The sequence below is a fragment of the Aliarcobacter thereius LMG 24486 genome (assembly GCF_004214815.1).
In the GTDB taxonomy this organism is placed as follows: domain Bacteria; phylum Campylobacterota; class Campylobacteria; order Campylobacterales; family Arcobacteraceae; genus Aliarcobacter; species Aliarcobacter thereius.
In genome coordinates this window covers 314,373-332,517 of record NZ_CP035926.1, presented here as the reverse complement: position 1 = coordinate 332,517, position 18,145 = coordinate 314,373, and the positions used below count along the sequence as shown (strand labels likewise).

Sequence of the window (18,145 nt, the reverse complement as noted above, 5' to 3'; positions counted from 1 at the left end):
TACTTCTATACAATTTTTTGTACAAAAGTATAAACAATTTGTTTATACTCTATCTTTTCATCTCAATTGCTGTTTGTAAAAACTCATCTGATGTTGTAATAGATTTTGAACTAGCCTCAAAAGCTTTTTGATAAACCATAAGTTGAGTTAAAGCTGTACCATAATCGATATTTGCTCTTTCAAGAGAACCACCTCTTATTGTATTCATACTATCTGCATTAAAAGCTTCTCCGCTATACTCTGTTTTTTTATAAAGATTTCCACCGATTGCTTCAAGCCCTTGTTCATTCCTAAAACCAACTGTGCTTAATCTTCCAACTAAAAATTTATTCGTACCACTTGTAACATATACAAAACCATCATCACTAATAGTAACATCTGCTAAACTTTTATCAGCTATTCCTAAAACATCTAATCTTATATTTATATCACTCTCTCCATAAGTTCCTAAATCACTATAATCTAAGATATTTGTAATCTCTAAGAACTCAGCTTCTGCTGCTTCAACTGCACTTTTTAAAGCATCTCTTGCAGCATAAACTGTATCTATTCCCCAACCTTTATTTGCACTTATAGTATCTATATTAAAAACTTGCTCTTTATTTACACTAACTTCAGAAACACTAAACTCTTTTCCAGGAATTAAACTTGATACATCCAAAACACCATCTTTAACACTTGCTGTAAATCCAGCAGAATTTGATACTTTATCGCTTAAGTCTTTTAATGCTGAAACTATAGTATCTGCTTTTAAATAATTTAAAGTTTGTTCTTCTTTTCTATTTCTTGCTTCATTATATGCCAACTCTTTTGAATCTTTATCTGCTTGAGCTTGATTTTTTGCTGCAATTTCAGCAGCAGTTGTTGTTGGCATAGCATCAATTGTAGCTTGAGATGGAATATTTGCTAAGATATTATCTAACTCATCTTGTGTAGCAATTGTAGAAGGAAGAGCTAAACCATATTTAGCTCTTCCTTCTTCAGATAAAAACTCATAAAGTTTATTCATATCATCTTCACTAATTCCTGTTTTAGCATCAAACTCTACACTAAAAGTTTTTCCATCTATTGTAATAGTTAATTTATTTCCTTCACTATTTATATTGTCAAATTTTTTAGAAAAATCTATCTTACTATTTTGTGATGTTGGAACTGGATTATCACTATTTATTATTTCATAATCATTTGAAGTAAATTCAAGATTTGAATTATTTAGTTTAATCTCTTCTACTTTAAATTCATTTCCTAAAGCTTCACTTTGTTCAATTGTTAATATTCCATCTTTATAAGTTGATGAAAAACCACTTGCCTGAGAAATTTTATAACTAAGTTCTTTTAATGCATCTTCTTTATCTGCTTCATCAAAAGTAACAGTGTAATTTCTACCATCAAGATTTATACTTATTTCATTTCCTATTGGATTTAGATTATTTAAGTTTGTACTTAAATCTATTTCAGAAATTTGTCTTTTTTGAGATGGTTTGTCTTTATTATTGATATAATCTTGTACTATATTTTGATAATTATTTTGTAGTTTATCTACATCATTTCCCTTTGAAACAGAAGTTTTATAGTTATCACCTTTTTTATCATCACTATCTGTTTTTGAACTATATCTATAATCAGTAGTTTTTGTATTAATATTATGAACAACTCCATCAATTATAATAGAAGTAGATAACATATTTTTAGAGAAATCATCTGTAAAAATTTGTTTTGTTGGATCTGAAGAATCTATAACAATATTTTGTGGAACTAATCCTTGAATTTTAAAATTATCTTGAGTTACCAAAAATCCATCTTTTGCTTGAACTAAATTTCCAGCTCTTGTATAAGCAATAGAGTCATCTTCCCTATTTCTTACTATAAAAAATCCTTTACCTTCAAGTGCTACATCAATCCCTGAACCAGTTCCTACAATTTGTCCTTGAGTAAAAACTTTAGATACACTTTGAGTTTGAACCCCTTTTCCAATACCTGCTTGTGAATACATCAAATCTGAAAAATGTATTTCATCTTTTTTGTGTCCTACAGTACTTGAATTACTTATATTATTAGCTTCTGTTGAGATTCCTTTATCTTGTTGATAAATTCCAGATACTCCATTCCATAAAGCTCCTATCATATTAATCCTTTTTAATTAGAAAATTCTCGTAATTGAAGAGAATGGCATAGATACTTTCTCTTGTGAAAGTATAATTGTATTTTTACCACTTGGCACATAGTTATGGTTTACAACTTCATTTCCATCAGCATCTTTTATAACTAATTTTCCATCTTTAACAGCTGGTGTTCCTAAACCATCTAAAACAATTGTTTGTCCAGTTTTTTCACCTTTTTCATCATAAAGATTTCCAGCTTCATCATATTGTGCTGATTTATAGCCACCTTCCCCATCTTCAAGAGCAATTCCTTGGTATAAATATTGCCATTCTCTACCAATAGCCATAATTTCACCATCTACCATTTCAATAGATTCTATTGTAAATGCTTTTAGTGCACCTTCAGCATTTGTAGAACCATTTTCAACATCTTTTCCAATAATTCCCACAGCAGTTGAAAGAGAAGATTGTGTAAATGCGGTTTGAATAGCTTGTAAAGATTTTATCATCTCCATATTTGCATTTAATGTACTCATTTGCATTTGAGTTGAAAGCATTTTTGCAGAATCCATAGGTTTTGTTGGATCCTGAAGTTTTAACTCTTCAATCATTAGTTTTAAAAAGTCATTTGTTGTTAGTTGATCATTACTTATACTTTGCGTATATTGGTTTCCATATTTATCTGTTCCTGTATTTATTGATAATCCGTCAGCCATTTTTGCTCCTTAAATCATATGTTCATCGAAAAAGTATCTTACAACATTATCTGAATCCATAGCATCTTGAACTCTAACTGCTAGTTTTTCATCAATAACAATAATATCTCCTGTTCCAATGATCCTAGAGTTTACATAAATTTCTCCACCACTACCTGCTGGTTTGTGAAGTGATATAATATCTCCTTCGTTTAGTTTTAAAAACTCACCAATTGAGATATTGGTATATCCTAGCATTACATCAACAACAATCTCTGTATCTACTAATAAATCATAAACTCTTTCACTAATTTCCATTTTTATTCTTTGTTAAAAAATTTCAAATTATTATATCACAAAAACTTTTTTATATAATTAAATCCAAAGATTCAAGCATTGTTGATATTTTTGCCTCAATATTACCATCATAATTTCCAATATTACTTGCAATTACAACACCACCAGCAACAACATTTATATCTTCAATTAGTTCAATGTGATTTTCTAATTCTAGCTCTTTTTTTAAAATTACATAATCTTTTGGATTTAAATGAATTTTTACTTTTGTTGCATTTTTAACTTTTTCTAAAAGCTGTTTTATAGTCTGTTTAGCAATTTTTGTAGAGTTTTCTCCAAGCTCAATAGCAATAATCTTTTTTGCTATTCCTATTGCTGTTTTTAGCATTTTGTTCTCTACTTGATTCACCGTTTTTTCAAAAAACTCTGCACTTTGTTGTAAATCTTTTATTGCTTTTACAACCTGAGAATCTAGCTCTTTATTTTTTGAAACAATATCACCCTCTATTGATAATATTTTTTGAGAAATTTGTTCCATTTTTATAGCTAAACTTGAAAATTCTGAGAATATTGGCTCAATTTTATTTAGAACTTCACTATTATCTATTATTGGAGTTGGTGGAACAACTATCTCTTTAGTTTTTATATCTTCTTTTAGTTCTTTTATCTCTTCGAAATCGTCAATATTATCTTCAAGTTTTTTATCTTCTTGCTTAAGTTTCTTAGAGAAATCACTAAGTTCATATTTTGAAACATTATCACTATTACTTAAAATTCTAGCACTAGCAAAAATACTTTCTGCCATTAACCATTCTCCCTTTCAATAACACCATCATCTATTAATTTCTGAGCAACAGCCAACATTCTTCTTTGAGCAGCTTCAATATCTTTAATTTTAACTTTAGTAAGCATTTCAGACTCTTCATTAAATCTATCTCTAACCCTTTGAGACATAGCACTCGTAACCTTATCAATTTGTTCTTCAGTTGAATTTTTTAAAGCAACAACAATATCAGCTGATTCAACACCTTGAATAATCTTCATAATATACTCTGTATCTAATTCTAATAAATCTTCAAATACAAACATATTATCTTTTATTCTATTAGCAAGTGAAGTATCTATACCATTAATGTTTTTCAGAATATCAATAGCTTTTGGTCCCATTTTATTAAGCATATCAGCAACAACTTTAACTCCACCAACATCAACAATAGATGATAATAACGATTCTAACTTTCTTTCTAAAACTGCTGATATAGTTCTTACAACATCAGGAGAAACATCTTTTATTGTAGCAATTTGAATACTTACTTTTACTCTAGTTTCTTCATCTAATTCCATTAAAACATCTGCTGATTTTGAAGGATCCATATGAGATAAAATAACTGCTATTGTATGTGGTGATTCATCTTTGATAAAGTCACTTAACTGCTTTGGATTTACACCATCAAGATAAGAAAATGCTTGATTTGCAAGTTTCATTCTTGAAAGTTTTTCTAGAACTTCATCAGCAGCTTCTTGACCAATAGATTTATATAAAATCTCTTTAGCAAAATCATACCCACCTGAACTAATAAATCCTTTTGTTCTTGTATATAAGTGAAACTCTTCTAAAATTGCTAAAGAAACCTCTTTATTTATTGATTGTATTTGTGTGATAGCTGTTGAAATTTGTTCAACATAATCTTGTTCTAAATATTGGAAAATTTTTACTGTTGACTCTTCTCCAATAAGGACAAAGAATCTAGCAACTTTTTCTATCATTGACATACCTTTTAATATATCAATATCATTATATGCATTTATTGCCATACCTTATCCTTATTTAAAATTAACATTTCCCTCACTCAATAATAGCTCAATCATTCTTGCTATATCGGCTGGGTTGTTATTTATTTCTCTATCTAGCTCTTCAATGAATACTTCATATTTTGCTGCTGATTCTTCATCTAATCCATCAATATTATTTAGAATTTGACTTTTTACTTTAGTTTTTAATCTCCCTTGAGCAGTATTTTGATCCAATTCATTTTCAAGTCCTGCTAACATATCTTTAACTAAATCATCATCATCAACTGTTAATTCCTCTTTTTTACCCTCTCCTAAAATTACTAATTCACTATTAGAAACAAATCGTCTATAAAATATAAACAATATTAATCCAACAATCAAATATTGTATATAATCTTTATATTCATCTAAAACTTCTTTAATATTTGATGCACTTAAATATGTTTTTGAAGCATCAGTAATAACATTTCCAAATTCATCAACTAGTTCACCATTTTCATTATATGATTTTAATCCAACAAATTTAAAATCTTTTACAGAAACTTTATCTCCTCTATTTTTATCATAACCTATTGCATCTTCGACCAATGATTCAAGACTTGACAAAAACTCTTCTTTATTTGGGTGATCTTTTAAGACCATAGAATCAAATGAAACAGATGCTGTAACTCTTCTTATATTAGTAAAGTTTGCATCTTTTTGAGATATTAATTTTCTTGATATCTCATAGTTTGTAACTGTATTAGAACTTTCACCTTCTGAAGATACTTTATTTCCTTCATTTGCAACTTGAGGTGGTTGAATATTATTATCAACGCCTACAACTTCTATTTCATCTGGCATACCTGTTGCACTATTTGAACTTTCAATAACTTGCTGAGATCTTACTGTTCCTTGAGGTGCAAAAATCTCTTCTTCTATATCTTTTCTTACAAAGTCTAAATTTACATTTACTTTTGCAACAACTCTTCCATAACCAACAACAGGTTCAAGTAGAGTTATAATCTTTTTTTCATAATCCTCTTCAAATTTTTCTTTATATTTTGTTTGAATTGTTGATCTTTGATTATTTATATCATCTGCATTTAATTCTAATAAGTTACCATCACTATCTATTAGTTGAATATTTTCAACTTTTAATTCAGAAACAGCTGATGCTATAAAATTTTTAATACCATCAATTTGTTTTTGTGTTAAGTATAAACCTTGTCTTAATGTAATAACAGCAGATGCAGTAGTATCAGCTTTTTTTTCTGTAAAAATAGTCTCTTTTGGAATAGCAATTTTAACATTCGCTTTTAAAACACTAGAAAGTGCCTCCAAACTTTTACTAAGTTCTCCTTCTAATGCTCTTAAATATTTAACTTTGTTTTCGAAATTTGTTGTTCCAATAGTAGATTTCTCAAAAATCTCCCAACCAACATGTTTGTTTGTAGATGCTTCACTAGTTACAAGTTTTATTTTTGCAATATTAACAAACTCTTGCGAAGTTTTAAGTGTAAGATTGCTTCCACTTCCTGTAATAATAAATTCTATTCCAGCAGCTTCTAATTCTTCACTAGCTCTCATAACATCAGCTTGTGTAAGATTTGAAGCTATTATAAAATTCAACTTCTTATCTTCACTTTTTAAAGTTGTAAAAAGTAAAAAACCTATTATAATTGCTGCTAGTAATCCTATTCCACCAAAAACTGCAATTTTCTGAACTTTATTTAAATTATTTATGAATTTTGTTATCTGTTCTAGCAATATTTATCCTAATTAATTTTTACCAGATGCATCAATAACTGATCTGAATAGTTTTGAATCTCTTTTAATAGATGTTTGAATAGCATCAAATATAACTTTATTTTTTGCTTGTTCACTCATTTGACTATCTAAATTAACATTATTCCCATCATTTTGTTCTATAAGATTTGGAACTTTAATTAATTTTGGATTATTACTTGATCTGTAATCAATATTATGCATATGTGATGATGTTGTTCTCGTCATTTGTAAAATTTGTTCTTGCTTTAACTCTTGTTCAAAAACCAAATCTTTTGTTTTGTATTTAGGAGTATTTATATTTGCAATATTGCTCGATATTACTTTTTGTCTTTCACCTCTAAAATTCAATTGTTCAAAAAGTGTTTGTGAAACTTTGCTTGCATTCATTATCTAGTATTTCCTATTTTTTCTATAAGACCAGCATTTAACTCATCTATTGTTTTAATTGCTTTTTGTGATTGATCAAATCTTCTATGTGCATCAATTAGCTCAACCATTGTTGTTACTCTATTTACATTAGATTGTTCAACTGCTCCAAGAATAATTTGATTATCATTGTTTTCAAGATTTTCAACTAAATCAAGGTTTAATGCCCTGTAATTATTATCTCCAACTTTTTCTAAGTTTTTAAAACCAGTTTGAGCAATACCAATTTCTAATTGAAAATTATCTTCAATAATTATTGCTTCATTATCTTGATTTAATACATTATTCCCATTTCCATCTACTAAAAAACCATCTTGATTTTTAAATGCACCATTTCTTGTATATAAAATATCACCGTTTTCATCTTGTATCTTAAAAAATGTATCATAAGCATTTAATGCAAAATCTAAATCATTTCCAGTTGTTCTAATAGCTCCCATATGTGGATCTGTATATCTTGTATCAATCTTTGGTATATTATTTATTGTAATTGATTCTACAAATTTCTTTTTAGGACTATTTTCCATTTTTTGTAAGTACCAATTAAAAGTAGTTTCAGCTGTTCCCTCTTGTTTAAATCCTATTGTATCAGCATTTGCAAGATTATTACTTATTTGATCCAATCTATTAATTTGATTAACCATAGAAGCAGCTAATGGATATACACCTTGATTCATATTAATTCCCTTCTTCTAGTTATTAAACTCTGCAATTAATTTGTCCAAATCATCTCCAACTAAATCTTCTGTATCCTTATCTCCATGAATATGTTTTGCCATAGGAATATCATTTGAAGAATCATCTTCAAAAAGATTATTTAAATATTTTGATAATTTTCTAATAACAGACATAACTCTTTCAATTTTTTGTCTATTTATATCATTAAATTGCATAAGCTCCATACCTTGGAAAATATGTACATCTTCGTTATCTAAAACTATTTTTAAATCTTTTAAAGAGTTTTCAAACTCATTTGATTTCTCAAGTTGTTCTTTAAATTGAACTATATTTGGAAATTTGTCACAAAGCTGATTTAATAAAGCTTTTTGAGAAACAACATAATCATCATATGCTTTAATTCTATTTCTTATTTCTCCATTATTATCAAGTGCCAAACTTAAAACATCAAATATTTGTGATACTTTTTCTTCAGAATCATTTGCAACTTGACTTAGTTGACTCACAACCTTTGTATCATTCTCAGCTGGAAAAGGGAAAATACCTTCATTTATTTTTGATGAAGACCATTCTTTACCAATTTCATCCTTATCAATAGATACTTTTTGAGTTTTATCACTATTTTCAATCTCTTCTAGTAATGTTCCTATTTCTTCAATTTTACTATCTTTTGAAGATGGCATAATATTTTTCTCTTCATCTAGAGCACTATTTAATAAAGCTTCGATATCATCTGTATCAACTTGCTTATTTATATCTTCTATTTCTTGCTTTGATTCATCCTGAGGAAGTTCAATTCCTCCCATCAAGGCTTCAATATCTTCTTGACTCATTCCCATAATAAAAACCCTTTTATATTATTTTTTAAGAACACCGTCTAATTTCTCTTTTAAAACCTCTGCATTAAATGGTTTAACAATATAGTTATTAACTCCTGCTTTTAAAGCTGTAATAACTTCACTTTTACCACCTTCAGTTGTAATCATAATAATTGGTGTTTTTTGATGAGTTCCCTCACTTCGTATTTTCTTAACAAGTTCTAAACCATTCATATTTGGCATGTTCCAATCTGTTAGAATAATGTCATAATTCCCTTCTGTAAGAAGTTTCCAAGCTTTCAGACCATCTTCAGCCTCGTCAAAACTCTCTTTGCTAAATCCTAGTTGCATTACAACATTTCCAATAATTCTTCTCATTGTTGAACTATCATCAACTATTAGAATTCTCATATTTATGCCCTCTTTAAATTAAAATATTTCAATAATTATTGCATTATAATAGAAATGATTTAAATTTTTACTTAAAATATTCTATTATCTTTATCTAAAATTAATACATTTTTACATATAATAATTTTTAATTCAAAAATATGGAGAAGCTATGATTAGAGGACTATACACAGCAGCAACAGGAATGAATGCTATGCAACATCAAATTGATGTTACGTCTAATAATATTGCAAACGTAAATACAACTGGTTTTAAACAAGATAGAGCAGAATTTCAAGATTTAATTTATGAAAATCTAAATTATACAGCTGGACAAACAAGTCAAGACACTTTAAATCCAACGGGAATTGATGTAGGACTTGGAGTTAGACTTGGAAATATTCAGAAAAATTTTACAGAAGGTGATATAAAACCAACAGGAAATCCTCTTGATGTAGCAATAACAGGAAGAGGATTCTTTCAAATAACTATGCCAAATGGAGAAATTGCATACTCAAGAAACGGTAATTTCAAACTTGATGCTGATGGAACAATAGTAAATGGAAATGGATATGCACTTGAACCACAAATAGTTGTTCCAGAAAATGCAAAAGATATATCAATAGCAAAGGATGGATATGTAACTGCAAGAGATCCACAAACTAATGATACTATAGAACTTGGTCAAATTATCTTAGCCGATTTTATAAATCCTGCTGGTTTATCTCCACTTGGTGACTCTTTATTTTTACAAACAGATGCTAGTGGTGATGTGCAAGAAGGTAATCCAACAACTGATCAATTTGGTGGGCTTAGTCAAGCTATGCTTGAAACTTCTAACGTTAAACTAGTAAATGAAATGGTTGATTTGATTACTGCTCAAAGAGCTTATGAAGCAAACTCAAAAGCAATTACAACTGCTGATAGTATGCTAGATACTGTAAATAGACTAAAGAATTAATAGTAATTATTAGTTATGGATTTTGAAGAGTTAAAAAAAAGAAGAGAAAGAAATTTAAGTAAGCATAAATTAAAAAAAAGAGCTTACTATTTAAAAAGCAAACTCAATAAAGAGATAGACTATGATGATGAATTAAAAGATGAAATTTTTTTAGAAAAAATAAAGTCTATCGTTAAAAGTCAAAAAGAGCATATAGATAATCGACAAGATATTATAAAAAATAAAATATTAGAATATCAAGAGAAGAAAAAGAATTATTATGAAAAGAATAAAGAAAAAAGACTTGATTATGATAAAGAATATAGAGAAAGAAAAAAAGAAGAGTTAAAAGAATATAGACGAAAATATTATGAAAAGATGAAAGAATCTAAAGAAAAAGAGGAATAAATGGCTGAAGATAAAACAAAAACTGAAAATAACACTGGAAGTTCAGAGATTTTAAATGATGCTGATGCAAATGATAAAACTACTCATAAAATTTCTGATAAACAAACTTTAGTCAAAAAGATTTTAATTGTTGCTATTGCACTACTTACTATTTTCCTAATTTTAATAATAATTTTACTCTCAAATAGAACTCAAACTGATGAAACTATTCCTAATAATGATGTTCCAGTTCAAATAGAAGAACAAAATAAAGAGATAATAGTTGAAGAAGAATTGGATTTTAAATTTGATTTTAAAAAATTAGATCCTGAAAAACTAAATGAGCAACTAGAACTTTTAACAAATAAAGGATTAGAACTAGAGGCGATGCAAGAGAATCAAAATATTGAAAATTCTGATAAGAAAAGGGCTGATGCATCTGGTATATTTTTAGATAATGATAAATTAAATAATTTTGAAGAAAATCAAGAAAATATTCTTAATGATAATAATCTCCAAGAAAATCAAAATATTAACTTGGAACAAAACAATGAAAATGAAAATGATGAAAATAATCTAAACCTATCTAAGAATGAAAATAAAGTAATTAATAAAGAGAATAAAACCCCTACGATAACTGTAAACAATGGTCTTATCTTAATACTTAATAAAAATGAAGAGAATATTAATAAAGCACCTGAAACAACGGATAATTCTGAAGCTAAAGAAGAAAAAGTAGATAATATAGACTTGCTAAGTTTAATAAATGTTGCAAAAATAAAAGGTAAACTTCAAAAGAAATATTACGACAAAATCAACAATATAGATAGTTCTTTGCTTTTATGTAGAGACAATCAAGATAATATAGAGATTTATTTTGGTCCTTTTACAAACAATGAACTACAAAAAGAGTTACTTTCTAAACTTTTAAATGCTGGTTTTACAGAGTCATATTCTCTTGAAATGAGTGAAGAAGAATTTAATAAAAGATGTAAATATTAAAATATAAAGATTCTTATGAGTTTTCTAAAATATCATAAGCATCTTTAACAAAGATTCTTTTACTTTCTATATCTACTTTTAATATAAAGTTATCAAAGATATGTGGAATTAGAAAAGTTTTAGGAAGTTCTTTTTCAACAAGTTCCTTACTTGTTTCCACTTGCAAATAGTCATTTAAAGGAAATCTATGAATATCACTAACTTTTCCTAAAAGTAAATCATCTTCATAAACTTCACAATTCATTAAATCAAACCAAAAGTGTTCATTTTCTTCTAATATACAAGACTCTTTGCTATCTTCAATTGTTGAAAAAAGTTCTATATTCGTAAGTTTCTTTGCAGAATCTATATCTTCAAAACCTTCAAATCTTATTAGTTCTTTATTTAAATTATACTCTAATACTTTAAGTGTGATTTTTTTATTTGTGAAGAAAACTTTATCTTTCTTAAACTGATTAGGAAAATCAGAATCTATAAAAAGTCTTAAATAACCTTGAAGTCCAACTGTTTTTCCTAATTTAGCAACATAAACTTTATTATTCATAAACTACTTTGATACAATCTGAATTTTGTAAGAAACACCATCTTTTGCTTTACAACCATTTGCAATAGTTTTAAGAGCATTTATCATATTTCCATTTTTACCTATTAATTTTCCTATATCAAGATTATTTACTTTTAAAGTAATTAAAGTAAAATTATCTTCAATCTTTTCTTCAAAAGCTTCTACATCTTCAGGAATAGAAACAATTAATTTGGCATAGTTTTCTATAAAGCTTATTATCATTTTACTATTTTGTAGTTAATTTTTTAACTTTTTCAGATGGTTTAGCACCAACACTAATCCAATAGTTATATCTTTCTTCATCAATTTTGAAAACATTTGGTTCAACAACTGGGTTATAATATCCAATTGATTCAATCCATCCTGAATCTCTTCTTTTTCTTGAATCTGTTACAACTATTCTATAAAATGGTTTTTTATTTCTTCCCATTCTTGTTAATCTAATTACTGTCATTGTTTTGTCCTTTTTTTATTTATAGTATTGAACTCTAAACTCTATTAAGTTCACAACTCAATACTATTTGAATTTTAATTATCTAGGAATTTTAGGCATTCCATTTGCTTGCATTTGAGAAAGCAAATTAGAAAAACCTTTCATTCCACCTTTACTCGATAGCTGTTTAGCCATCTTTGATGCACTTTTAAACTGTTTCAAAATTTTATTTACTTGAACTTCACTAAGCCCTGCTCCACTTGAAATTCTTTTTCTTCTACTTGGATTTAATAAATCTGGGTTTTCTCTCTCTTTTGGCGTCATTGAAGCTATTAAAGCTTTTATTCTTACAATCTCTTTTGAATTATCAAAGTCCATATCTTTTAGTCCTGGCATCATATTTGATAAGCCTGGAATCATTCCCATAATAGACTTTAATGAACCTAATTTGCTTAGCATTTGAAGTTGTTCTAAAAAGTCATTAAAATTAAATTCACCTTTTTTAATCTTTCTGCTTACTTCTTTTGCTTTTTTCTCATCAATAATAGTTGCAGTTTTCTCAGCTAATCCAGCAATGTCTCCAAGTCCTAAAAGTCTTGAAACAATTCTATCAGGTATAAATACTTCAAGATCTGGCATTTTTTCACCAGTACCTATGAATCTAAGTGGAACACCTACTTGATTTGCAATACTTAAAGCAACTCCACCTTTTGTATCTCCATCATATTTTGATAATATAACTCCATCTATTCCTATTTTTTCTTTAAATGTACTAGCCGTTTTTGTAGCATCATGCCCAGTTAAAGAGTCTGCAACATAGAAAATTTCACTTGGATTTATAGCACTTTTTACATCTTTAAGCTCATCCATAAGCTCTTCATCAATAGCTAATCTTCCTGCTGTATCTATTAAAACAACATCATAATGCTCTTTTTTAGCTTTTTCAACTGCTGCTTTTGCAATTTTTACAGGATTTTTTTCTATATCATCAAAATATATCTCAACATCAATTTGTTTTGCAATTTGTTTTAATTGCTCAACAGCTGCAAGTCTTTGTAAGTCACAAGCTGCAACTAAAACTTTTTTATTTCTAAGCTTTAAATAATTTGCAAGTTTTCCAGTTGTCGTTGTTTTACCACTTCCTTGAAGTCCTGTCATTAAAATAATAGTAGGAGGTGTATTTGCAAAAACAAAACCTTGATTACCATTTGCAGTTAAAACTTTTTCTAACTCTTCTTTTAATACTTTTATGAAGTTATCTTGTCCAATTCCAATATTTTTTACACCAAACTCTATTGAACTCAAAAGATCTTTTGTAGTTTTATGGTGAACATCTGCTTTTAGAAAAGCTTTTTTTAATTCACCTATTGCTCTAGATAATGATGCAGCATCATCATGATGTCTAATTTTATTTATTACACTTTTTAACGAACCTGTAATTGAATCAAACAAAATACTTCCTTATTTTTAATTTTGTAATATTACTTTTTTTTTGCTTTAATATAGTTTAAACTTTATGAATAATTTAAGTATATATTTAGTTTCATATTTCACATAAAGCCTTTGTTAAGGGCTTGTGTATTTTAACAAACTTAAATTTAGCTAAAATCATACACTTTAAATTCTTTTGGTTCATTTGAAATAAACTCATAATCAAATATTCTTGTAATTTTTGAATGAAGTAAAACTCTATTTACATTTGAAGCAACTCTTCCATATAAACTATCTCCAATTATTGGAAACCCAACAGAGCTTAAATGAACTCTAATTTGATGAGTTCTTCCACTTTCAATAACAAGTTTAACCTTTGACTTATTTCCTTCAACTAACATTGGATAAAGAGTTGTTTTAGCACTTTTACCATGCTTATCTATTTTAGATTTTGCTGTTCCTCTATCTTTTGTAGTTAAAATTGGTTTATCAATTACAAGTTCATCAATAACTTTTCCTTCAACAATAGCAACATACTCTTTATATACATTATTTTGTGCAAACTCTTTAATAGCTCTTTTTTGGAACTCTTCATTCTTTGCAAACATCATAACACCACTTGTCTCTTTGTCAAGTCTATTTAATAAAATTGCATTTGGGAATTTTCTTGAAACTTCATCTGCTGTTAAAAATGCTGGTTTATCAACAACTAAAATATCATCATCTTCAAAAATTACTCTAATTTTTGCAATATCTTTTACACTAAATTTAGTATCAACTCTTATTTCACCTCTAGCAATTAGAAGTTTCTTACCTCCAACACTTACTAAACCCTTATCTATAAGCTCTTTTGCCTTAGAATTAGAAACTCTTTCTTGTGCTGCTAGAAGTTTATAGGCTTTATCATAATCTATAGCCATTTTTTTATCTCCTTAAAAATCTCATCAAAGCTTCCAGCTTCTGTAAGCTCTGGTTTTAAAAGAGTATCTGATTTTTTTAAATAATCTTCTAACTCTTCTTCCTCAATTAAATAGTAGTTTTTTATACAAGAAAATAGTGATTTTTGATTAAAAATATTCTTTCCACTTATAATCTTACTTCCAAAGAAAGCTGGTTCTATTGGATTATGTCCACCTACTTTTGCAAATGCTCCACCTAATATTGTAATATCACTAATTGCATAAATATCATTTAATATTCCCATTTTATCTACAAGAATAATATCACTTGAAAAATCATCTTTTTGACTAAACTTGTGATAAGTTAAATCTTTATTTTTAATAAATTCACTTATCATAATATCAACTTTTGGAAACCTTTCAGGATGCCTTGGAACAACTATTAGTTTTCCATACTTTTTTTTATATGCATTTAATATAAGTTTTTCTTCACCTTCATGTGTACTCGCTGCAACTATTGTTTGAATATCTGGTTTTATAAAATCAATATTCTTTTTTGGAAGTTGAGCTAGTTTTATATTTCCAATTACCTCAACATTTTTAGCTCCAAGTTCAATAAGCCTTTTTTTATCAATTTCACTTTGAGCAAAAACTTTATCAATATTTTCAAATATTTTTATATATAAAAATCTAAAATTTAAATAAGATTTATATGATCTATCTGAAATTCTTGCATTTATAAGTATTGTTTTTGTTCCTTTTCTTTTTGCCATAAAAAAAAGCATATACCAAAGTTCAGCTTCCATAACTACTAGAACTTTTTGTCTATTTACCCAAAATGGTAAAAAGATTTCATATGGTAAAAATCTTACATTTTTTGTATATAGCTTTGCTTCCTCATAACCCGTATTAGTTATAACACTTATATTTGCTTTATCTTGGAACTCATCAATCAAAGGCTTTATTGCTTTTACCTCTCCCATTGAGCAAGAGTGAAACCAAACACCAGTAAAATCAAACTTTGGATTATTTTTCAAAAAGAATTTTGCAGGAATTGCCTCTTTATACTTTTTATTTCTAAGCTTTAAAAGTAAAAAAGGCAAAATTAGTATATATACAAAAAGTAATAATATGTTGTAAAATATACTAAATATGTTCAAGATTAGTCCTCAAGTGCTTGGGCTTCTTCTTCACCTTTATATAATATTCTTCCACAATGAAGACAATTTACTATCTCTTCACCTTTTATAACTTCAGCATAAGTTTTGTCATTTATTTTCATAAAACATCCAAAACAAGCCTGTTGTTTAACTGGAACAACCGCTGTATCTTTTGCCCATCTTTTAATTTTTTCATAGAAAGTTAAAATCTTTTTATCAAAATTTCCTAAAAGTTCATTTCTTTGTGCATAAACAACATTTCTATTTTCGTTAATTGAATTTATTTCATTATCAACTACTACTTTTACCTCTTTAATATCTTCTTCTTCTGTTGCTAGTTTTTCTTTTAATTCTTTTAAATTTTCTTCTTTTGCAACTGTAAGCTTATCTAATCTTTCAATCTCTTCATTTGCAAATGAAACTTGCTCTTTTGCTATCTCTTCTTCAAGTTGTAAAGCTTTCAGCTCTTTTTCATTTGATACATCTTTATTCTTCTTAGCTATATTATCTAGTTTAGATTTTAAATCACTTAGATGTATATTATTTTTTGTTCTTTTTGATTTTAATTCATCAATATCTCTATATGTACTATCTATTGAAGCTTTTAATACTTCTGCTGTTTCAACAAAAACTGCTAATTTTGCTTTTTGTTTCTCTATTTCTGGGTCAAATTGACTAATACTTCTATCATATTTTGATAAAGTAATTAAGTCCTGTAAATATTTATTCAACGGTTTCTCCTTTAAAAAACTCAAATGGATTTTTTGAAGCTAATATTATAGCTTTAAATTGATTTTTTTTCAAATAATCTTTTAGTAACTCTTCTAAAAGAAGACTAAAAGCATTTTCGCTCTCATAATGCCTTATATCTATTAGAGATATTCCTCTTGCTTTTGCTTCCATTGCATCGTGATATTTAATATCGCCTGTCAAAAAACAATCAGCATCAACTTCATCTATTAAACTCATTGCTGATCCTGTACAAATAGCAACTTTCCTAATTTTTTCTTTTGTTTTTACATATTTAATATTTTTTAGATTTAATTTTTTATTTAAATGCTTTAAAAGATCATCAAAACTAAAATCAACACTACAATTTGCTATAAATTCATTTTGATTATCTACTTTAAACTCTAGAATTCGTTCTATTACAAATCTATTTAGATGTGTTTTATCAATATTTGTGTGCATCGATATTAGACTAATATCTTTTTTTATAAGTTCTCTTACTATTTTTGTAGAGTAAGTATTATAATTTACTCTTTTTAATCCAGAAAAAATAAGTGGATGATGAGTAATTACTAAAGAGTTTGGTTTTAAAGTTTCAACTAACTCTAAATCCAAATCCATACTTAAATATAAGTTTTCAAAACTATCTTCCATATTTCCAACAATAAGTCCTGAGTTATCCCATTTTTCTTGTAATTCAAAAGGACTTAGAATATTTAAATACTCATAAATATCTTTAACTTTCATTAAGATTTTACTCTTTTTATTCTTTCTTCTTCTTGCTCTTTGTACATAACAGCACAAGCTTGAGATAACTCTCTTACTTTTAAAATATAATTTTGTCTTTGAGTAACACTTATTGCTTTTCTAGCATCTAAAGTATTAAAAGTATGACTTGCTAACATACAATAATCATATGCAGGAAGTGGTAATTGCGCATTTAAACAAGCTTTACACTCAAGAAAATACTCTTCAAAATGTTTAAATAAAATTTCAGTGTTTGCTACTTCAAAATTATATTTTGAGAATTGATATTCACTCTCTTTATGAACATCTGCATAAGTTGTTTTCCCAAATTTATTTTCATTCCAAATGATATCAAAAATAGAATCAACTCCTTGAAGATACATAGCAAGTCTTTCTGTTCCATAAGTTATCTCAACAGCAACAGGCTCACAAGAAATTCCCCCAACTTGTTGAAAATATGTAAACTGAGTAACTTCCATACCATCAAGCCAAACTTCCCATCCTAATCCCCAAGCACCCAAAGTTGGTGATTCCCAATTGTCTTCAACAAATCTAATATCATGTTTTGATAAATCTAAACCTAAATATTCTAAAGATTTTAAATATAGATCTTGAATATTTTCAGGACTTGGTTTTATTAAAACTTGAAACTGATAATAACTTCCTAATCTATTTGGATTTTCTCCATATCTTCCATCAGTTGGTCTTCTACTTGGTGCAACATAAGCTACACTCCAAGGAGTGCTATCTAAACTTCTAAGTAGTGTTGCTGGATGAAAAGTTCCTGCACCTGCTGGAATATCATATGGTTGAACAATATTACAACCCTCATTTGCCCAATATTCTTGAAGTTTTAATAACATTTGTGAAAAAGTAAGCATC

Annotated in this window: 22 protein-coding genes; 3 read left to right on the top strand and 19 right to left on the bottom strand. The window is 27.6% G+C overall.

Features of this window, described 5'->3' with window-relative positions:
* Positions 1-49: 49 nt before the first annotated feature.
* The 10 genes from ATH_RS01790 to ATH_RS01745 are packed head-to-tail and all read right to left on the bottom strand — an operon-like array spanning position 50 to position 8,991.
* Positions 50-2,125: a flagellar hook-basal body complex protein gene (locus ATH_RS01790; RefSeq protein WP_066389975.1), complete on the bottom strand. Its 2,076-nt coding sequence runs from the start codon at positions 2,123-2,125 to the stop codon at positions 50-52.
* Positions 2,126-2,140: 15 nt separating this feature from the next.
* A complete protein-coding gene (locus ATH_RS01785) occupies positions 2,141-2,818 on the bottom strand; it encodes a flagellar hook capping FlgD N-terminal domain-containing protein (protein WP_066182914.1) in 678 nt (225 codons plus the stop codon).
* Between the two features lie 9 nt (positions 2,819-2,827).
* Positions 2,828-3,115, bottom strand: a complete 288-nt coding sequence (locus ATH_RS01780) for a FliM/FliN family flagellar motor switch protein (protein ID WP_066182911.1) — start codon at positions 3,113-3,115, stop codon at positions 2,828-2,830.
* A 49-nt stretch (positions 3,116-3,164) separates the two neighbouring features.
* Positions 3,165-3,899, bottom strand: coding sequence for a FliH/SctL family protein (locus ATH_RS01775; RefSeq protein ID WP_066182908.1), 735 nt, complete (start codon positions 3,897-3,899; stop codon positions 3,165-3,167).
* Positions 3,899-4,909: a flagellar motor switch protein FliG gene (gene fliG / locus ATH_RS01770; RefSeq protein WP_066182904.1), complete on the bottom strand. Its 1,011-nt coding sequence runs from the start codon at positions 4,907-4,909 to the stop codon at positions 3,899-3,901. The genes ATH_RS01775 and fliG overlap by 1 nt, the downstream gene beginning before the upstream one ends.
* 9 nt (positions 4,910-4,918) lie before the next feature.
* On the bottom strand, positions 4,919-6,637 hold the full coding sequence (gene fliF, locus ATH_RS01765; RefSeq protein WP_066182902.1) for a flagellar basal-body MS-ring/collar protein FliF: 1,719 nt from the start codon (positions 6,635-6,637) through the stop codon (positions 4,919-4,921).
* A 12-nt stretch (positions 6,638-6,649) separates the two neighbouring features.
* Positions 6,650-7,045, bottom strand: a complete 396-nt coding sequence (gene flgB, locus ATH_RS01760) for a flagellar basal body rod protein FlgB (protein WP_066182899.1) — start codon at positions 7,043-7,045, stop codon at positions 6,650-6,652.
* Positions 7,045-7,761, bottom strand: a complete 717-nt coding sequence (locus tag ATH_RS01755) for a flagellar hook-basal body protein (protein WP_066182896.1) — start codon at positions 7,759-7,761, stop codon at positions 7,045-7,047. The genes flgB and ATH_RS01755 overlap by 1 nt, the downstream gene beginning before the upstream one ends.
* A 15-nt stretch (positions 7,762-7,776) precedes the next feature.
* Positions 7,777-8,601, bottom strand: coding sequence for a hypothetical protein (locus tag ATH_RS01750; RefSeq protein ID WP_066182893.1), 825 nt, complete (start codon positions 8,599-8,601; stop codon positions 7,777-7,779).
* Positions 8,602-8,619: 18 nt separating this feature from the next.
* On the bottom strand, positions 8,620-8,991 hold the full coding sequence (locus ATH_RS01745) for a response regulator (protein WP_066182891.1): 372 nt from the start codon (positions 8,989-8,991) through the stop codon (positions 8,620-8,622).
* A gap of 151 nt (positions 8,992-9,142) precedes the next feature.
* Here ATH_RS01745 and flgG point away from each other — a divergent pair, with 151 nt between their 5' ends.
* From flgG to ATH_RS01730, 3 genes are read left to right on the top strand one after another with little or no spacing between them, the layout of a single operon-like run.
* Positions 9,143-9,931, top strand: coding sequence for a flagellar basal-body rod protein FlgG (flgG, locus tag ATH_RS01740; protein ID WP_066182886.1), 789 nt, complete (start codon positions 9,143-9,145; stop codon positions 9,929-9,931).
* A gap of 15 nt (positions 9,932-9,946) precedes the next feature.
* A complete protein-coding gene (locus ATH_RS01735) occupies positions 9,947-10,318 on the top strand; it encodes a hypothetical protein (RefSeq protein ID WP_066182883.1) in 372 nt (123 codons plus the stop codon).
* Positions 10,319-11,299 (top strand): hypothetical protein, encoded by a 981-nt coding sequence (locus ATH_RS01730; RefSeq protein ID WP_066182880.1) that lies wholly within the window; start codon positions 10,319-10,321, stop codon positions 11,297-11,299.
* Positions 11,300-11,312: 13 nt separating this feature from the next.
* On the opposite strand, the gene rimM is transcribed toward ATH_RS01730, so the two are convergent.
* The 9 genes from rimM to glyQ form a co-directional block, all read right to left on the bottom strand.
* Positions 11,313-11,843, bottom strand: coding sequence for a ribosome maturation factor RimM (gene rimM, locus ATH_RS01725; RefSeq protein WP_066182877.1), 531 nt, complete (start codon positions 11,841-11,843; stop codon positions 11,313-11,315).
* A 3-nt stretch (positions 11,844-11,846) separates the two neighbouring features.
* Positions 11,847-12,086 (bottom strand): KH domain-containing protein, encoded by a 240-nt coding sequence (locus tag ATH_RS01720; protein WP_066182874.1) that lies wholly within the window; start codon positions 12,084-12,086, stop codon positions 11,847-11,849.
* A 4-nt stretch (positions 12,087-12,090) separates the two neighbouring features.
* Complete coding sequence (gene rpsP, locus ATH_RS01715; RefSeq protein ID WP_066182870.1) at positions 12,091-12,318, bottom strand: 30S ribosomal protein S16; 228 nt, start codon at positions 12,316-12,318, stop codon at positions 12,091-12,093.
* A gap of 78 nt (positions 12,319-12,396) precedes the next feature.
* Positions 12,397-13,749 carry a signal recognition particle protein gene (gene ffh / locus ATH_RS01710; protein WP_066182868.1) on the bottom strand — a complete coding sequence of 451 codons (1,353 nt, stop codon included), beginning with the start codon at positions 13,747-13,749 and terminating at the stop codon, positions 12,397-12,399.
* 146 nt (positions 13,750-13,895) lie between these two features.
* The gene (locus tag ATH_RS01705) at positions 13,896-14,648 is read right to left on the bottom strand and encodes a pseudouridine synthase family protein (RefSeq protein WP_066182865.1); all 753 of its coding nucleotides are present in this window, start codon (positions 14,646-14,648) and stop codon (positions 13,896-13,898) included.
* Positions 14,639-15,730 carry a lipid IV(A) 3-deoxy-D-manno-octulosonic acid transferase gene (gene waaA, locus ATH_RS01700; protein ID WP_235664935.1) on the bottom strand — a complete coding sequence of 364 codons (1,092 nt, stop codon included), beginning with the start codon at positions 15,728-15,730 and terminating at the stop codon, positions 14,639-14,641. The genes ATH_RS01705 and waaA overlap by 10 nt, the downstream gene beginning before the upstream one ends.
* A 59-nt stretch (positions 15,731-15,789) precedes the next feature.
* Positions 15,790-16,518, bottom strand: a complete 729-nt coding sequence (locus ATH_RS01695; protein WP_066182860.1) for a zinc ribbon domain-containing protein — start codon at positions 16,516-16,518, stop codon at positions 15,790-15,792.
* Positions 16,511-17,263 (bottom strand): Nif3-like dinuclear metal center hexameric protein, encoded by a 753-nt coding sequence (locus ATH_RS01690; protein ID WP_066182857.1) that lies wholly within the window; start codon positions 17,261-17,263, stop codon positions 16,511-16,513. Before ATH_RS01690 ends, ATH_RS01695 begins: the two co-directional genes overlap by 8 nt.
* Complete coding sequence (gene glyQ, locus ATH_RS01685; RefSeq protein ID WP_066182854.1) at positions 17,263-18,144, bottom strand: glycine--tRNA ligase subunit alpha; 882 nt, start codon at positions 18,142-18,144, stop codon at positions 17,263-17,265. Before glyQ ends, ATH_RS01690 begins: the two co-directional genes overlap by 1 nt.
* Position 18,145 lies beyond the last annotated feature (1 nt).